Raw genomic sequence first — 15,152 nt, forward strand, 5'->3', positions numbered from 1 at the left:
TCCCCTGATCTCGATTCCGTGCACGGCAATGGGAGTTGACCTCACGCCACGGCTCCGGCCCGGGCGAGCTTGTCCGGGTTGGTGACGAAGTAGATGGCGGTGACCTGCTCGCCGTCCGGCGCCAGGTCGAGGACCAGCACGGCGAACGGCGCGCCGCCGACGAGCAGGACGGCCGACGGGTCGCCGTTGGCGGTGGCCCACCGCACCCGCAGGTCGTGCGGGGCGCGGGCGGCGTTGCCGACCAGCAGCCGGGCGACCTTGTCGCGCCCGTGCACGGTGCGGGAGCCCGCCGCGGCGGCCTTGCCGCCGCCGTCCGCCCACAGGGTGACCTCGGGGGCGAGCAGGTGCAGCAGCGCGTCGAGGTCGCCGCCGCCGACGGCGGTGGTGAAGCGCTCGGTGACCTGGCGGCGCACGGCCGGGTCGGCGCGGAAGCGCGGGCGGCGGGCCTGGACGTGTTCGCGGGCGCGGTGGGCGAGTTGGCGGACGGCGGCGGGGCTGCGGCCGAGGATCCCGGCGGTCTCCGGGTGGCTGTAGCCGAACACCTCGTGCAGCACGAACACGGCCCGCTCCAGCGGGGTGAGGGTCTCCAGCACCACCAGCAGGGCGATCGACACCGCCTCGGCCCGTTCGCCGGTCTCCTCCAACTCGGCGGCGGCGACCAGTGGTTCGGGCAGCCAGGGTCCGAAGTAGCTCTCCCGCCGCCGGCTGATCTCCGCGCGCCGGGCGAGCGCGGTGTTGACGGCGGTGCGCACCAGGTAGGCCCGCGGGTGGACGACCGGCCCGGCGTCGGTGGAGCGGTACCGGCCGGACCAGGCCAACCAGGTCTCCTGCAGCACGTCCTCGGTGTCGGCGACGGTGCCCAGCAGGTTGTAGACCATCGAGAACAGCAGCTCCCGGTGGCGGGTGAACACCTCCGTCGCCTTGTCCGGTGGTGCGGGGGGCGGGTGGTCGGTCATCGCGTTCTCCTCTCACGGCTGCATCCCGAGAGTGGCAGCGCGCACCGGGTGTGACACGGTCGCCGGAAATTCTCCGCGAACGCCGCGGGCCCGCCCGCCCGCACGACCGCCCGCCCGCACGAACGACCGCGCGAACGCCGAGGGCCCGACAGCACCGAGGGGCCCGCACGACCGACCGTCCGTCGGTCGTGCGGGCCCCTCGGCGCCCCTCGGCGCTTGTCGGGCGTCAGCCCATGCTCTTCGCCCCGTCCAGGGACTCCCGGATGATGTCGGCGTGGCCGGCGTGCTGGTTGGTCTCGGCGACGATGTGGATCAGGGTGCGGCGGGCGGACCAGCTCTCGTTGCGGTTGAACCACGGGGCCGGCGGCAGCGGGTGGCTCGCGTTCAGGTCGGTGAGGCCGGCGATCAGCTCGTCGGTGGCGGTGGCCACCGCCTCGTACGCGGCGAGGACGCCGGCCAGGGTCTCGCCGGGGAGCAGCCGGAACTCGTCGGCGCGCTGCTGGTAGTCGGCCTCGGTGAAGCTGTTGAAGTCCGGCAGCGCGGCCGGGCCGAGTTCGATGAACGCGGCCCAGGTCCGCTCCACCGAGGTGACGTGCTTGATCAGGCCGCCGATGCACAGCTCGCTGACGGTGGTGCGGCGCCCGGCCTGCTCGTCGTCCAGGTCGCGGGCGGTCAGCCGCAGGAAGTGCCGGGCCGCGCGCAGCGTCGCCAGCAGGTCGGCCTGCTCGCCGCTGAGCCGGTCGTCCGTGAGGGAGCCGGGGTACTGGCCGACGGGGGTCTCGGTGGTCTCGGTCATCGTCTCGCCTCTCCAGGGTGCGTCAACTGCGGTGCTTCGCAGAGGAGTTCTTCACCGCTTCGCGGTCGTCCTCCTCGCTCGTGTTCCACACTAGGGACCATTGCGGCCAGTTTCCGGCCGCAATGGGAGGAGGATCGGATTCATGGCCGACACCAGTGCCCGCACCCTGCGGCTGCTCACCCTGCTCCAGTCCCACCGCTTCTGGCCCGGCGAGGAGCTCTCCGGGCGGCTCGGCGTCTCCGCCCGCACCCTGCGGCGCGACGTCGACCGGCTGCGCGAGCTCGGCTACCCGGTCGAGGCGCGGCGCGGCGTGGACGGCGGCTACCAGCTCGCCGCGGGCGCCGCGCTGCCCCCGCTGGTGATCGACGACGAGGAGGCGGTCGCCCTGGCCGTCGGCCTGCAGGCGGCGGCCGACGGTGCGGTGGAGGGCATCGCCGAGGCGTCGGTGCGGGCGCTGGCCAAGGTGGTGCAGGTGATGCCGGCCCGGCTGCGCCGCCGGGTGGACGCGCTGCGCACCGTGACCGTGCCCGCGAGCTGGCGGGCCGACTCCGGGCCCCGGATCGACCCGGACGTCCTCACCGCCGTCGCGCTGGCCTGCCGCGACACCGAGCGGCTGCGCTTCCAGTACGGCACCGCGGACGGCCGGGCCGGCGAGCGCCACACCGAGCCGCACCACCTGGTCCGGCTCGGCCGCCGCTGGTACCTGGTGGCGTACGACCTCACCCGGCAGGACTGGCGGACCTTCCGGCTGGACCGCCTCTCCTCCCCCGTGCCGACCGGTGCCCGCTTCCTGCCGCGCACCCTGCCGGCCGAGGACGCCGCCGAGTTCGTCCGGGCCGGACTGTCCGGCCCGTCCCGGCAGTACCGGGTCGAGGTGCTGGTCGACGCGCCCGCCGCGACGGTCCGGCAGCGGATCGGCGCCTGGGCGGAGATCGAGGAGGTCGACGCGGACCGCACCCGGGTGCTGATGAACTCCGACTCGCTGGACTGGCCCGCGATGGCCTTCGGTTCGCTGGAAGCCGACTTCCGGATCGTCTCCCCGCCCGAACTCGCCGCCCTGCTGGCCACCTGGGGTGAGCGGTTCAGCCGCTGCACCGCGCCCAACCAGCGGGCAGAATCGGCGTCGTGACGACTCAGCAGCTGCTCACCCCCGCCGAGGCCGCCGAACGTTCGGGCTTCACCCTGGACACCCTGCGCTACTACGAGCGCATCGGCCTGCTCACCGCCATCACCCGCGCCACCAGCGGCCACCGCCGCTTCACCCCGGACGACCTGGTCTGGCTGGGCATCCTGCGCTGCCTGCGCGACACCGGCATGCCCATCGCCGACATGCGCCGCTACGCCGAACTCGCCCGCGCCGAGGGCCCGGAGAGCCTGCTCGACCGGATCGCCCTGCTGGAGAAGCACGACACCGCGGTCAACGACCGGATCGCCCTGCTGGAGCGCCAGCGCGCCCACCTGCGCGACAAGATCGACTACTACCGCAGCGTGCTGGCGGCCGACTGACGCCCCGACGTACAGCCTGATTCCCGGTCAGACCCGCAGTCCGTCCATCACCAGCCGGAACAGGTGCTCGCGCCGCCCGGCGAGCGAGGGCGCCTGGTCGGCGATCCAGCTGACGGCGTTCGCCAGCGCGAACAGGTCGGTGCCGGTGACGTCCGGCCGGATCCGTCCGGCCCGCTGCGCGGCGGCCAGCAGGCCGGCCCCGGCCTCCCGCATCGCCGTGCAGCTGGCGTGCAGCGGCGAGGCCGGGTCGCGCAGCGTGGCCATCAGCGTCTCGGGCAGGCCCTGGTAGGCGCCGGCGCCCTGGCAGAACTCCCGCAGCCACCCGGTCAGCGCCGCATCCGGATCGCCACCGCCCGCCAACTCTTGAGCGCGCTCGGCCAGTTGGCCGAAGCGTCGGCCGAGCAGGGCCTCCAGCAGCGCTTCCCGGTTCGGGAAGTGCCGGTAGAGCGTGCCGAGTCCGACCCCGGCCCGGCGGGCGACGTCGCGCAGCGAGGCCTGCGCGCCCTGTTCGGCGACCACCTCGGCGGCGGTCTCCAGCAGTCGGTCCCGGTTGCGCAGGGCGTCCGCGCGCGGCGCCCGCGCGGTCGGCTCAACGGCCATGGCGATTCCCGTCGTTGACATTCGGAGCAGCGCTCCGTTTAACTTTCCGGAGCAGCGCTCCGCATTCTACGGGAGCGCCGTCCGGCCTGTGGAGGGGAGACTCGGTGGACGACACGACGATGTGGGCGGTGCGCATGCACGCCTTCGGCGACCCGGAGGTGCTGGTCCGGGAACGGGTGCCGCGCCCGGTGCCCGGGCCCGGCGAGGTGCTGGTCCGGGTGCACGCGGCGGGCGTCAACCCGCCCGACTGGTACGCCCGGCGCAACTTCCCCACGATTCCGGCCGAGTTGCGGCCCCGGCTGACCCTCCCGCTGATCCCCGGCAGCGACATCTCCGGCACCGTCGCCGCCCTCGGCCCGTCCCCGGACGGCTCGCCCGAGGGCGCGACGGCGAGCCCCGCCAGGCCGGCCTGGCAGGTCGGCGACCGCGTCCACGGACTGGTCAACTTCCCCGGCCGGGCCTCGGGTTACGCCGAGTACGCGGTCGCCCCGGCCGGCCACCTGGCCCGGCTGCCCGACGCGCTCGACCACCTCGCCGGCGCGGCCCTGCCGATGGCCGGACTGACCGCCCACCAGTACCTCGCCCGCCTGCGCCCCGCCCCCGGCAGCACCGCACTGGTCGTCGGCGCGGCCGGCGGCGTCGGCCACCTGGCGGTGCAGCTGCTCCGGGCCGGCGGCGTCCGGGTGGTCGCGGTCGCCTCCGGCCGGCACGAGCCGTTCCTGCGCGGCCTCGGCGTCGACCGGTTCGTCGACTACACCGCCACCCGGGTCGAGGACGCCGTCCGGGACGTCGACCTGCTGCTCGACACCGTCGGCGGCCCGGACGCCCACCGGCTGCTCCCCGCCCTGCGCCCCGGCGGCCGGGTCGCCCCGGTCTTCCTCGGCGACTACCGCCCGGAACGGGCCGCCGAACTCGGCCTGGCCGTCGAGGACCGCCCCTGGCAGGTCCGCTCCAGCGGGGCCGACCTGGCCGCGCTCGACACCCTGGCGGCCTCCGGCGCCGTCCGGGTCGCCGTCGCCGAGGTGTTCCCGCTCGCCGAGGCCGCCGCCGCCCACCGCCGCGCCGAACAGGGCCACCTGCAGGGCAAGTTGGTGCTCCGGATCGCCGGCTGAGCCCCGGCCGGACGGGCTCAGCCCATGGTGCGCTGGCCGTCCAGGGTCTCGCGGAGGATGTCGGCGTGCCCGGCGTGCTGCGAGGTCTCCGCGATGACGTGCAGCAGGACCCGGCGCACCGTCCAGCTCGCGCCGGGTTCGAACCAGGGCGCGGACGGCAGCGCGTGGGCGGCGTCCAGGTCGAGCGTGGCGACCAGGTTGTCGGTGTGCTCGGCGACCGCCCGGTAGCGCTCCAGCAGGACGTCCAGGGTCTCGCCGGGCAGCATCCGGAACTGGTTCGCCCAGGCCTCGGCGTCCTCGGGCGCGCCCTCGGCGCGCATCGCCTCCGCGCCGCCGACGGCGAACCGCATCCAGCGCTCCTCGACGCCGGCGACGTGCTTGATCAGCCCGCCGAGGGTGAGCGCGCTGACGGTGGGGTGCTCCGCGGCCTGATTGTCCGTCAGGCCGCGCACGGTGTAGCGCAGGAAGCCGCGGTGCTTGTCCAACGCGGCCAGCAGGTCGGCGCGTTCGCCGGTCAGCTCGGGGAGCGGGGTGACCATCGGCTCAGGCCACCTCCACCGTGGCCGGCGGCTCGCCCTCCGCCGCGGCCGGGTCGATCAGCGAGAACGCCGCGCCCTGCGGGTCCACGAAGGACGCGAACCGCCCGAACGGGGTGGTGATCGGCCCGAACACCAGCTGCCCGCCGGCCTTGGCGACCCGCTCGGCCGCGGCGTCGCAGCCGTCCACCACGAAGTACACGCTGATGAACGACGACACCTCCGCGGGCACCTGGGGCGTCATGCCCATCGAGCCGAGCACCGGTGTGTCCGCGAGGTGGAAGATGCTGTAGTCGACGTTGTCGTCCACCAGCTTCCGCACCTTGTACGGGAACACCTTCGGGAAGAAGGCGTTGGCGGCGGCGGTGTCCCGGGTGAACACCTCCGCCCAGCCGTAGCTGCCGGGCGCGTCGCGCAGTTCGAAGCCCGCGTGGTCGCCGCCCTGCCAGATGCCGAACACCACGCCGGCCGGGTCCTTGGCGATCGCCATCGAGCCGAACGTGCCGACCTGCATCGGCTCCAGCAGCAGCGCGCCGCCGGCCTCCCGGATCCGCGCCGCGGTGGCGTTGACGTCCACCGAGGCCAGGTAGAGCACCCAGGCGGACTGGCCCGGTCCCTGCCCGGGCATCGGCGGGACGATCGCCGCCACCGCCTTCCCGTCCCGGTAGGCCTGCGTGTAGTCGCCGTACTCGGTCGAGGATTCGCCGAACGTCCAGCCCAGCACCTCGCCGTAGAAGGACTTGGCGCCCTCCAGGTCGGTGAACATCGCGTCCGCCCAGACCGGGGTGCCTTCGGGTTGCGCAGCCATGGTGCATCTCCGTCCGCTGTCGGGGGTCCGGGCCGGGCCCGGACAGAACCGCGTACGCCTGCCACGCTAACCACCGACCGTGACAGTTGCCCGGCGACGCGCGCGGCCACCGTCCGACGCACCGTCAGCAGCCGTGGAACAGCAGGTCGGACGCCTGTTGCACGGCAGTGACAGTGCACGCACGGATCGAGGTCATCCGGCTGCGAAGCTTTGGTCATCGCCCGAACGACAGCGCCCGAACGACAGCGCGGAGCACGAGCCGGGCCGAGACCACACCGACCACCGTTCCAGGGGGGAACCTTCCATGTCCGTGCGCGCCCGCCTCCGCCGCTCCTCCGCCGTCGCCCTCGTCTCCGCGATCACCGCCGGCTCGGCCCTGCTGCTCACCGCCTGCGACCCGTCGGCCGAGGCGACCGCCGCGAAGCCCGCGAGCTCCGCGCCGACCGGCGCCGCCGGCACCCCGTCCGCCCCCGGCTCCGCCTCGCCCTCGGCGTCCGCGAGCACCGCCGCCACCCCGTCCGCGCCCGCGTCCTCCCCGGCCCGCCCGAGCGGCTCCGCCTCCGCGCCGGCCGCCCCGAGCAGGGCCGCGGTGAACCTCACCGCCGGCACCGGGCTGACCATCAGCAACGGCACCCAGTACGTGGTGATGGACGGCAAGGTGGTCGACTTCGGCACCGTGGTCCGCGACCTCGCCTGGTCCCCCGACGGCAAGCACGCCGCCTTCATCGACGGCGCCGGCAACCTGCAGACCTCCGACCCGGACGGCAGCCACAAGGTGCTGATCGCCAAGGCCCCCACCGGCGTCACCTGGTCCCACCCGACCTGGCAGGTCACCACCCCCGACCAGTACGACAAGGGCCGCACCAACCTGATCTTCACCGCCGACGACCACGGCACGCTGCGCCTGCTCCGCCTCCCGGCCCGGGCCGGTGCCACCCCGGACGTGCTCAGCCTGAACCCGTACAGCGACGACCACCCGAAGCTGCCGCCGACGACCGGCAACCTGTGGCCGAACTCGTCGGGCGCGCACGGCCGGATCGTCTACGCCAACACGGACGACGGCCAGGTCTACCTGCGCGACGACTACCTGCGGCAGAACGGCGGCCCCGTCCTCAAGGGCTCGCAGCCGGCCGCCGCCGACGAGGGCGAGCTGGTGTTCGTCCGCTCCGTCGACGGGCACGACCACATCTTCGCCTCCCGGCTCAACCAGGTGGAGCCGGACGAGCAGGACCTGACCCCCGGCTCCGTCCTGGACTTCACCGAGCCGGTCATCTCGCACGACGGCAGGACCGTCGCCTTCCGCGGCCCGGACGGCATCTACACCGCCCCGACCGAGGGCGGGAAGCCGCAGAAGGTCTCCGACACCGTCGGCCTGCCCGCCTTCCGCTCCTGACGCCCCTGCGCACCACCGGCCCCCGCAGCCCGTCCGGCACCCGCCGGGCGGGCCGCGCTGCTGTCGGGCCGTCAGTTCGCCCACGCAGCACGCCCGGGAGGCCTGTTGCACGGCGGTGACAGCGCACGCACCCGGTACGGACGTGCGCCTGCCAGGCTGGAGTCATCGCCCGGGGGGCCGCCCGCCCCGTCCACCGTTCCAGGGGGAACCATTCATGTCCGCGCGCGCCCGCCTCCGCCGTTCCGCCGCCACCGCCCTGGTCAGCGCCGTCACCGCCGGCTCCGCCCTGCTGCTGACCGCCTGCGACCCGGACGGCGCCGACAGCGCCGCCGGCGCCACCGGCTCCCCCGCCGCCACCGCGTCCGCCTCCTCCGGCAGCACCGCCAAGCCCTCCGAGGCCGCCTCCGCGCCCGGCAGGAGCGGCGGCGCCCTGAACAGGACCGGCGGCACCGGACTGACCGTCAGCACCGGTACCAGCACCGTCCTGATGGACGGCAGGTCCGTGGACTTCGGCACCGTCGTCCGCGACCTCGCCTGGTCCCCCGACGGCAAGCACGCCGCCTTCATCGACGGCGCCGGCAACCTGCAGACCTCCGACCCCGACGGCAGCCACAAGACCGTCATCGCCAAGGCCCCCACCGGCGTCACCTGGTCCCACCCGACCTGGCAGGTCACCACCCCCGACCAGTACGACAAGGGCCGCACCAACATCGTCTTCGCCGCCGACGACAAGGGCACGCTGCGCCTGCTGTCCGTCCCCGCGAAGGCCGGCGGCACCCCGGCCGTGCTCAGCCTGAACCCGTACAGCGACGACCACCCGAAGCTGCCGCCGCAGACCGGCAACCAGTGGCCCGGCTCGACCGGCGCGCACGGCTCGATCGTCTACGCGAACAAGGACGACGGCCAGGTGTACCACCGGGACGACTACCTGCGGCAGCAGGGCGGCGTCACCACGAAGGGCTCGCAGCCGGCCGCGGACGACGAGGGCGACCTGGTGTTCGTCCGCTCGGTCGGCGGGCACGACCACATCTTCGAGCGCACCAACGACGACAGCCACCAGGAGCGCGACCTCACCCCGGACGCCTCGGTCGACTACACCGAGCCGGTGATCTCGCACGACGGCAGGACCGTCGCCTTCCGCGGCCCGGACGGCATCTACACCGTCCCCTCCAAGGGCGGGAAGCCGGAGCGGATCACCGACACGGTCGGCCTGCCCGCCTTCCGCTCCTGACGCCCGCACCGCGCCGGTCCGCGCATTCGGCCGCCGTGGACCGGACCTGACGCACCGCCGGCTCGAACGGCCCCCGCCGTCCGGGCTGTTGGCGGTTGCTGACAAAATCTTGACGAGGCATCTGCCTGGCACCGCCGACCCGGCACCGCCCGGGTCGCGGCCGCACAGTGATCCGTTCATGGGGGAATGTTTGATGAGCGAACGCATCCGTCTGCGCCGGTCCGCCGCCGCCCTGCTGGTGGCCCTGGTCACCACCGGGTCCGCCCTGCTGCTGACCGCCTGCGACCCGGAGGGCGACACCGGGACCGCCGCGCCGAGCAAGGCCGCCGACAGCCCGGCCGCCGACAAGCCGAGCAGCCCGGCCGGGCAGTCCTCGCCCGCCAAGGGCGGCGGCACGCTGAACAAGACCGCGGGCACCAAGCTGACCGTCAGCACCGGCACCAACACCGTCCTGATGGACGGCAAGTCCGTGGACTTCGGCACCGTCGTCCGCGACCTCGCCTGGTCCCCCGACGGCAAGCACGCCGCCTTCATCGACGGCAGCGGCAACCTGCAGACCTCCGACCCCGACGGCAGCCACAAGACCGTCATCGCCAAGGCCCCCACCGGCACCACCTGGTCCCACCCGACCTGGCAGGTCTACGGCCCGGACGAGCCGCACGGCGCCGGCACCTACCTGCTGTTCACCGCCGACGACAAGAAGGCGCTGAAGCTGCTGTCGGTCGAGGCGAAGGCCAACGCCAAGCCCGAACCGCTGCACGTCGGCGACTCCGAGGCCGAGAAGCCGCTGCCGGACACCGGCAACCAGTGGCCGAACTCGGCCGGCCCGGCGGGCATGACGGTGTACGCCAACAAGAACGACGGACAGGTCTACTTCCACGACGTGATCAGCCGGACCAACGGCGGCGTGATCACCAAGGGTTCGCAGCCGGCGATCTCCGACGACGGCGAGGTGGTGTTCGTCCGCTCGGTCAGCGGCCACGCCCACATCTTCGCCAAGGCGTCCGAGCAGGGCAGCAAGGAGACCGACCTGACGCCGGACGCCTCGGTCGACTACACCGAGCCGGTGATCTCGCACGACGGCAAGACCGTCGCGTTCCGCGGCCCGGACGGCATCTACATCGTCCCCGCCAAGGGCGGAAAGCCCGACAAGATCACCGACACCGTCGGGCTGCCCGCCTACCGCTCCTGAGCCAGCCGGGCCAACTCCTCCTGGAGATTCGGGAGTTGCTGGTCCGCCAGGTCGTGCGGCAGCCACTCCATCGGCTCGATGAAGCGGAACAGCACCCGGCTGGGAGTGATCGCGAACTCGTAGTCGACGAAGCCCACCACGGCGCCCAGCTCGCCCCGGGCGGCCCCGCGCACCACGTGCGCGGTCAGGTCGTCCGGGGCGCCCTCCTGATCGGCCGTCAGGTGCCGCCGGGCGTTCGGGCGGCCCAGGTACGGGCAGACCATCGTCGCGTACAGCATGCACGCCCGGTGGCCCGGAGCCTCCATGGTCGGCGCCATGTTCCGGTACGGCCGGCCGGCCGCCAGCGCCTCGCCGATCGCGGCCGCCTCCTCCCCGCCGACCACCCGCCACACCGGCCCGCGCGGCATCAGCGTGTTGCACACCGAGCACAGCCGCTCGCGCGCACAGGCCGCGGACCGCTCGTAGTCGGTCAGGCCGAACTGCGGGTGCCCGTCCTCCCACGGCGTGATCGCGGGCACCGGATAGCCGCGCTCGTCACGCGGACGGACGGCCACGGCGGGCGGCTTGGGCACGGAGTCGAAACGCATGCCCCATGCCTATCACGCCCCGCGGCTCAGCCGCGCGGCACCGCATAGTCGGTCAACTCGGCACAACGCGGAACGAGTTGGCTCCACTCGCCGGGCACGTCCAGCACCGCGATCCCGGCGGTGGCGAACTTCTCCCGCAGCCGCTCCAAGGGCTCGCTCTCCCGGCCCCCGGCCAGTGCCAGCACCAGCTCCTGCACCTCCGGCCGGTGCCCGACCAGCATCGCGGTGTGCACCATCGGCGGCAACTCCCGCAACAGGCCCACCAGTTCGTCCGGCCCGGCGCGGTACGCCCGGGGCTCCAGGACGAGATCGGGCGCACCGCCGAGCTCCTGCTCCGCCAACTCCCAGGTCTGCCGGGTGCGCACCGCCGTCGAGCACAGCACCCGGTCCGGCACCAGCCCGTGCGCGGCCAGCCACCGCCCCGCCGCCGCCGCGTCGGCCCGGCCGCGCTCGGCCAGCGGGCGCAGCTCGTCCGGAACGTCCGGCCAGTCCGCCTTGGCGTGCCGCAGCACGATCAACCGCCGCTGTTGGGTCATTGCTCCAGTGTGGCCCGCCCGACCAATAGTGTGTTGCGGGACGCGCCGCCGAACCGCGGCTGCCAGGATGGGCATCCCGACCTCTGGAGGCCGCCATGGCTGTCACCGTCCACCTCGCCCAGCAGGACGACGCCGACGCACTGCTCGGCCGCAGCCCGCTGGCCGCGCTCACCGGCATGCTGCTGGACCAGCAGGTGCCGATGGAGAAGGCGTTCAGCGGCCCGCTGGTCATCGCGCAGCGCATGGGCGCCGACGACCTGGACGCGCACGCCATCGCCGCCGCCGACCCGGAGGCCTTCGCCGCGCTGTTCGCCGAGAAGCCCGCCGTGCACCGCTTCCCCGGCTCGATGGCCAAGCGCGTCCAGCAGTTGTGCGCCTACCTGGTCGAGCACTACGACGGCGACGCCGAGGCGGTCTGGCGCGACGCCCCCTCCGGCAAGGACCTGCTGGCCCGGCTGAAGGCGCTGCCCGGTTTCGGCGTGCAGAAGGCGCAGATCTTCCTCGCCCTGCTCGGCAAGCAGTACGGCGTCCGCCCGACCGGCTGGCGGGAGGCGGCCGGCGCGTACGGCGAGGAGGGCTGCCACCGCTCGGTCGCCGACATCACCGGCCCGGAGTCGCTGCTGAAGGTCCGCGCCACCAAGCAGGAGGCCAAGCGCGCCGCCAAGGCCAAGGGCTGACATCGCCGGAAAAATCGGACGACACCCGTCCGCCGCCCCGCTAGCGTCGAAGGCATGCGTGCCCTGACCGAGCCCGAGATCCGCGCGTCCTTCGTCAACTGCTCGAAGGGCGAGGCCAAACGGCTTCCCGTCCCGCGCGAACTCGCCGAACAGCGCTGGGACGACCTGGACTTCCTCGGCTGGCGCGACCTCGGCGCCCCCGACCGGGCGTACCTGGTCGCCGAGCTCGACGACGCCCTGGTCGGGGTGGTGCTCCGGTCGCCGAACGTCCGGCGCAGCCTGACCCGCACCAACGTCTGCTCGGTGTGCATCACCGCCCACCAGGGCAGCGGCGTCTCGCTGCTCACCGCTCCCCGGGCCGGCGCCCGCGGCCGGGAGGGCAACTCGGTCGGCACCTACCTCTGCGCCGACCTGGCCTGCTCGCTGTACGTGCGCGGCATCCGCCGCCCGGCCACGGTCAGCCGCCCGAACGAGTCCCTCCCGCTGGAGGACCAGATCGCCCGGACGGTCGCCAACCTGGAGTCCTTCCTCCGCCAGGTCCTGGCCTGACGTCCCGTCACGGAGCGGACTGGTACTCCACGGTGAGCAGCGCCCGGCCCAGCGCGTGCGCGGTCAGGTGGAAGCCGACCTGCGCGGCGGGGGTGTCGCGGTCGACGCCGAGGTGCTCCACGTCCAGCGCGTGCACCACGAACACGTACCGGTGGGCCGGCCCGGGCGGCGGGGCCGCGCCGTCGTACCGGTGGCCGGGGAAGTCGGTGCGGACGTGGAACGCCCCGCCGGGCAGCCCGCCGTCGTCCGACCCGGCGCCGCGCGGCAGTTCGGTGGTGGTGGCCGGCAGGTCGACGGCCAGCCAGTGCCACCAGCCGGCCGCGGTCGGCGCGTCGGGGTCGTAGCAGGTCACCGCGAACGACCGGGTGCCCGCCGGGAACCCGGACCAGGACAGCTGCGGCGACTCGTTCCCCGCCGCGTGCACGTGCGCGTCCGGCATGGTCGCGCCGTCCACCAGGTCGTCGCTGCGCAGCTGGAACCTCGCCACCGGCGGCAGGAAGTCGTACGGGAGCGGGATGCGACCGGTCATCGGTGTCCTCTCACAGGGCGGATGGGGTACGCCGGGCAGTCTACGGAGCGTCAGCCGCGGCCCAGCGCCTCGACGGCCGCGCCGAGCACCGTGTCGGTCCGGCCCAGGTCGAAGACCAGGTCGAAGTGGTTGCGGCCGCCGATCAGCAGTTCCCGCACCGCCACCCCGGCGTCCCGGGCCGCGTGCGCGAACTCCGCCTGCTGGCGGGCGAACTCGTCGGTCTCGTACTCGCCCAGTGCCATCACCAGCGGCGGCAGCCCCGCAAGGTCGGCGAACAGCGGGCTGAGCCGGCGGGCCCGCTCCTCGTCCAGCCCGAGCGGCTGGTTGACGTAGCTCAGCGCCACCGGCTCCAGGTCGTACACCCCGCTGAGCAGCGCCGCCCCGGCGATCCGCCCCTTCAGCCGCCCGTCCAGCAGCGCGGTGGCGGCCAGGTGCGCGCCCGCCGAGCTGCCGCTCAGCACGATCCGCTCGGGGTCCACGCCCAGCTCGGCGGCGTGCTCGACCAGCCACACCACCGCCTCGGTGACCTGCCCGGCGATCTGCTCCACCGTCCACCCGGGCGCCAGCCCGTAGCCCACGGCGGCGTACGCGGTGCCCCGGGCCACGAAGTCCAGCGCGGGGAAGACCGAGTCCTCCTTGCCGAGCTCCTGCCAGAAGCCGCCGTGCACGAAGACGTGCAGCGGCGCGCCCGGCCCGGCCGGGAAGAAGTCGATCAGTTCCGGCCCGTGCGCCCCGTACCGCAGCTCCCGCTGCCCGGGCAGCTCCCGGTAGGCCCGCCCGCTCTCCCGGGCGTACGCGGCGAGCTCCGCGTCGAAATCCTCCACCCGGCTGCTCGGCGAGTACTCCCGATCGAGTTCCCGCTGGTCGAAGCCCCGGTAGACCGCCATCACGCCGCTCCCTCACCCAACCAGGTATAGACCAATACGGGAAGCCGCGGTTAGCGTGGTCACTCCCCGTACTTCCTTCTCCGGAGTTGCCCCGTGGAGACGTCCGTCCTCGCCTTCGCCACCGACCTGCTCGACGAAGGGGCCGACACCTTCTTCGGCAACCTTACCGACCGGGCCGGAGTCGGCGGTGTCACGCTCGCCTCCGTCTACCACGAGGCCCGCGACGTCTTCCCGCACAACCCGCACCGCGTGCTGCGCTACCTCGAACCCGGCGCCGCCTACTTCCGTCCCGACCCCGCCCGCTGGTCCGGCCGCCGCCTCACCCCGCTCCCCTCCACCGCCATCGGCACCCGCGACCCGTTCGCCGAGGCCGCCGAGGAGACCCGCCGCCGCGGCCTCAAGCTCCACGCCTGGACGGTCTTCTGCCACAACGACCGGCTCGGCTTCGTCCACCCCGACTGCGCCCCCGCGAACGCCTTCGGCGACCGCCACCTCACCGAGCTCTGCCCCGCCAACCCCGAGGTCCGCGAGTACTGCCACACCCTGGTCGAGGAACTCGCCCGCTACGGCGTCGACGCGATCCGCGCCGAGTCCCTGCACTTCCACGGCCTGGCCCACGGCTACCACCACGAGCGCTACTTCGAACAGCTCGGCCCCGTCACCGAGGCGCTGCTCTCCGTCTGCTTCTGCCCGTACTGCCTGGCCGCCGCCACCGCCGCGGGCGTCCCCGCCGAACACGTCCGCGACACCGTCCGCGCCGAACTGCGCGCCCGCCTCGCCGACGAGACCCGCGCCCTCGCCCCCGCCCCCCTCGACCAGCTCGCCGGCGGCGCCCTCGCCGCCTACCTCGACGCCGCCGCCCGCACCGTCACCACCCTCACCGCCGAACTCGCCGCCACCGCCGCCGCCCACGGCATGCGCCTCACCTTCATGGACGGCGGCGGCCCCGGCACCGGCTGGCTCTCCGGCATCGACCTCCCCGCCCTCGCCACCGCCGCCCACCGGATCGAGACCCTCGGCTACGCGAAGACCCCCGAGGAGGTCCGCGAGAAGGTCGCCGCCTTCGCCCTGCACGGCGTCCGCCCCGAGAACATGGCCGTCATCCTGCGCCCCATGTCCTCCGACTGCGACGGCCCCGCCAACCTCGCCGCCAAGATCACCACCCTCCGCGAACTCGGCGTCCCCGAGGTCGAGTTCTACAACTACGGCCTCATGCGGCTCAGCTCCCTCGACCGCATCGGCGCTGCGCTGCGCTGA

18 protein-coding genes are annotated in these 15,152 nt (G+C 74.0%); 9 read left to right on the forward strand and 9 right to left on the reverse strand.

What is annotated here, in order from left to right:
- Positions 1 to 41 precede the first annotated feature (41 nt).
- Both KCH_RS17700 and KCH_RS17705 read right to left on the reverse strand, forming a co-directional pair.
- Positions 42 to 956: a sigma-70 family RNA polymerase sigma factor gene (locus KCH_RS17700; RefSeq protein ID WP_035864139.1), complete on the reverse strand. Its 915-nt coding sequence runs from the start codon at positions 954 to 956 to the stop codon at positions 42 to 44.
- Between the two features lie 226 nt (positions 957 to 1,182).
- On the reverse strand, positions 1,183 to 1,752 hold the full coding sequence (locus KCH_RS17705; protein ID WP_035864142.1) for a DinB family protein: 570 nt from the start codon (positions 1,750 to 1,752) through the stop codon (positions 1,183 to 1,185).
- Positions 1,753 to 1,894: 142 nt separating this feature from the next.
- Here KCH_RS17705 and KCH_RS17710 point away from each other — a divergent pair, with 142 nt between their 5' ends.
- Both KCH_RS17710 and KCH_RS17715 read left to right on the forward strand, forming a co-directional pair.
- Entirely contained in the window at positions 1,895 to 2,881 is a 987-nt protein-coding gene (locus KCH_RS17710; protein ID WP_035864146.1) for a helix-turn-helix transcriptional regulator, read from the forward strand.
- Positions 2,878 to 3,258: a MerR family transcriptional regulator gene (locus KCH_RS17715; RefSeq protein WP_084223704.1), complete on the forward strand. Its 381-nt coding sequence runs from the start codon at positions 2,878 to 2,880 to the stop codon at positions 3,256 to 3,258. Before KCH_RS17710 ends, KCH_RS17715 begins: the two co-directional genes overlap by 4 nt.
- A gap of 27 nt (positions 3,259 to 3,285) precedes the next feature.
- Here the strand turns inward: KCH_RS17715 and KCH_RS17720 are convergent, their stop codons facing one another.
- Entirely contained in the window at positions 3,286 to 3,858 is a 573-nt protein-coding gene (locus tag KCH_RS17720) for a TetR/AcrR family transcriptional regulator (protein ID WP_035864150.1), read from the reverse strand.
- A gap of 104 nt (positions 3,859 to 3,962) precedes the next feature.
- Between KCH_RS17720 and KCH_RS17725 the strand changes: the two genes are divergently transcribed.
- Entirely contained in the window at positions 3,963 to 4,970 is a 1,008-nt protein-coding gene (locus KCH_RS17725) for an NADP-dependent oxidoreductase (protein WP_157032090.1), read from the forward strand.
- A gap of 17 nt (positions 4,971 to 4,987) precedes the next feature.
- Here the strand turns inward: KCH_RS17725 and KCH_RS17730 are convergent, their stop codons facing one another.
- Positions 4,988 to 5,509 (reverse strand): DinB family protein, encoded by a 522-nt coding sequence (locus tag KCH_RS17730; protein ID WP_035864151.1) that lies wholly within the window; start codon positions 5,507 to 5,509, stop codon positions 4,988 to 4,990.
- Between the two features lie 4 nt (positions 5,510 to 5,513).
- Complete coding sequence (locus KCH_RS17735; RefSeq protein ID WP_035864152.1) at positions 5,514 to 6,314, reverse strand: VOC family protein; 801 nt, start codon at positions 6,312 to 6,314, stop codon at positions 5,514 to 5,516.
- Positions 6,315 to 6,618: 304 nt separating this feature from the next.
- On the opposite strand from KCH_RS17735, the gene KCH_RS37390 reads away from it, so the two are divergent.
- The 3 genes from KCH_RS37390 (at position 6,619) to KCH_RS17750 (ending at position 10,130) form a co-directional block, all read left to right on the forward strand.
- Positions 6,619 to 7,707, forward strand: coding sequence for a TolB-like translocation protein (locus KCH_RS37390; protein ID WP_051653174.1), 1,089 nt, complete (start codon positions 6,619 to 6,621; stop codon positions 7,705 to 7,707).
- A gap of 214 nt (positions 7,708 to 7,921) precedes the next feature.
- Positions 7,922 to 8,938: a TolB-like translocation protein gene (locus KCH_RS17745; protein WP_035864154.1), complete on the forward strand. Its 1,017-nt coding sequence runs from the start codon at positions 7,922 to 7,924 to the stop codon at positions 8,936 to 8,938.
- A gap of 193 nt (positions 8,939 to 9,131) precedes the next feature.
- Positions 9,132 to 10,130, forward strand: coding sequence for a hypothetical protein (locus KCH_RS17750; RefSeq protein ID WP_035864158.1), 999 nt, complete (start codon positions 9,132 to 9,134; stop codon positions 10,128 to 10,130).
- Here KCH_RS17750 and KCH_RS17755 read toward each other — a convergent pair.
- Positions 10,118 to 10,717: a hypothetical protein gene (locus KCH_RS17755; protein ID WP_035864160.1), complete on the reverse strand. Its 600-nt coding sequence runs from the start codon at positions 10,715 to 10,717 to the stop codon at positions 10,118 to 10,120. The two genes, KCH_RS17750 and KCH_RS17755, sit on opposite strands and share 13 nt — an antisense overlap.
- A gap of 26 nt (positions 10,718 to 10,743) precedes the next feature.
- Positions 10,744 to 11,253, reverse strand: a complete 510-nt coding sequence (locus KCH_RS17760) for a SixA phosphatase family protein (RefSeq protein ID WP_035864162.1) — start codon at positions 11,251 to 11,253, stop codon at positions 10,744 to 10,746.
- A 95-nt stretch (positions 11,254 to 11,348) separates the two neighbouring features.
- Here KCH_RS17760 and KCH_RS17765 point away from each other — a divergent pair, with 95 nt between their 5' ends.
- Together KCH_RS17765 and KCH_RS17770 are read left to right on the forward strand one after the other, a co-directional pair.
- Positions 11,349 to 11,930, forward strand: a complete 582-nt coding sequence (locus KCH_RS17765) for an HhH-GPD-type base excision DNA repair protein (RefSeq protein WP_035864164.1) — start codon at positions 11,349 to 11,351, stop codon at positions 11,928 to 11,930.
- Between the two features lie 54 nt (positions 11,931 to 11,984).
- Positions 11,985 to 12,479, forward strand: coding sequence for an FBP domain-containing protein (locus tag KCH_RS17770; protein WP_035864166.1), 495 nt, complete (start codon positions 11,985 to 11,987; stop codon positions 12,477 to 12,479).
- Between the two features lie 7 nt (positions 12,480 to 12,486).
- Here the strand turns inward: KCH_RS17770 and KCH_RS17775 are convergent, their stop codons facing one another.
- Together KCH_RS17775 and KCH_RS17780 are read right to left on the reverse strand one after the other, a co-directional pair.
- Positions 12,487 to 13,008 (reverse strand): YbhB/YbcL family Raf kinase inhibitor-like protein, encoded by a 522-nt coding sequence (locus KCH_RS17775; protein WP_035864169.1) that lies wholly within the window; start codon positions 13,006 to 13,008, stop codon positions 12,487 to 12,489.
- A 50-nt stretch (positions 13,009 to 13,058) separates the two neighbouring features.
- Complete coding sequence (locus KCH_RS17780) at positions 13,059 to 13,895, reverse strand: alpha/beta hydrolase (protein WP_035864171.1); 837 nt, start codon at positions 13,893 to 13,895, stop codon at positions 13,059 to 13,061.
- A gap of 93 nt (positions 13,896 to 13,988) precedes the next feature.
- Between KCH_RS17780 and KCH_RS17785 the strand changes: the two genes are divergently transcribed.
- Positions 13,989 to 15,152, forward strand: a complete 1,164-nt coding sequence (locus KCH_RS17785; RefSeq protein WP_035864173.1) for a glycoside hydrolase family protein — start codon at positions 13,989 to 13,991, stop codon at positions 15,150 to 15,152.

This window comes from Kitasatospora cheerisanensis KCTC 2395 (assembly GCF_000696185.1).
In the GTDB taxonomy this organism is placed as follows: domain Bacteria; phylum Actinomycetota; class Actinomycetes; order Streptomycetales; family Streptomycetaceae; genus Kitasatospora; species Kitasatospora cheerisanensis.

Bases quoted from the DNA above. Each gene is read 5' to 3' on its own strand.
- KCH_RS17745 (WP_035864154.1), top strand. From the start codon at position 7,922: ATGTCCGCGCGCGCCCGCCTCCGCCGTTCCGCCGCCACCGCCCTGGTC.
- KCH_RS17750 (WP_035864158.1), top strand. From the start codon at position 9,132: ATGAGCGAACGCATCCGTCTGCGCCGGTCCGCCGCCGCCCTGCTGGTG.
- KCH_RS17710 (WP_035864146.1), top strand. From the start codon at position 1,895: ATGGCCGACACCAGTGCCCGCACCCTGCGGCTGCTCACCCTGCTCCAG.
- KCH_RS17720 (WP_035864150.1), bottom strand. From the start codon at position 3,858: ATGGCCGTTGAGCCGACCGCGCGGGCGCCGCGCGCGGACGCCCTGCGC.
- KCH_RS17770 (WP_035864166.1), top strand. From the start codon at position 11,985: ATGCGTGCCCTGACCGAGCCCGAGATCCGCGCGTCCTTCGTCAACTGC.
- KCH_RS17735 (WP_035864152.1), bottom strand. From the start codon at position 6,314: ATGGCTGCGCAACCCGAAGGCACCCCGGTCTGGGCGGACGCGATGTTC.
- KCH_RS17780 (WP_035864171.1), bottom strand. From the start codon at position 13,895: ATGGCGGTCTACCGGGGCTTCGACCAGCGGGAACTCGATCGGGAGTAC.
- KCH_RS37390 (WP_051653174.1), top strand. From the start codon at position 6,619: ATGTCCGTGCGCGCCCGCCTCCGCCGCTCCTCCGCCGTCGCCCTCGTC.
- KCH_RS17700 (WP_035864139.1), bottom strand. From the start codon at position 956: ATGACCGACCACCCGCCCCCCGCACCACCGGACAAGGCGACGGAGGTG.
- KCH_RS17765 (WP_035864164.1), top strand. From the start codon at position 11,349: ATGGCTGTCACCGTCCACCTCGCCCAGCAGGACGACGCCGACGCACTG.
- KCH_RS17775 (WP_035864169.1), bottom strand. From the start codon at position 13,008: ATGACCGGTCGCATCCCGCTCCCGTACGACTTCCTGCCGCCGGTGGCG.
- KCH_RS17760 (WP_035864162.1), bottom strand. From the start codon at position 11,253: ATGACCCAACAGCGGCGGTTGATCGTGCTGCGGCACGCCAAGGCGGAC.
- KCH_RS17730 (WP_035864151.1), bottom strand. From the start codon at position 5,509: ATGGTCACCCCGCTCCCCGAGCTGACCGGCGAACGCGCCGACCTGCTG.
- KCH_RS17705 (WP_035864142.1), bottom strand. From the start codon at position 1,752: ATGACCGAGACCACCGAGACCCCCGTCGGCCAGTACCCCGGCTCCCTC.
- KCH_RS17755 (WP_035864160.1), bottom strand. From the start codon at position 10,717: ATGCGTTTCGACTCCGTGCCCAAGCCGCCCGCCGTGGCCGTCCGTCCG.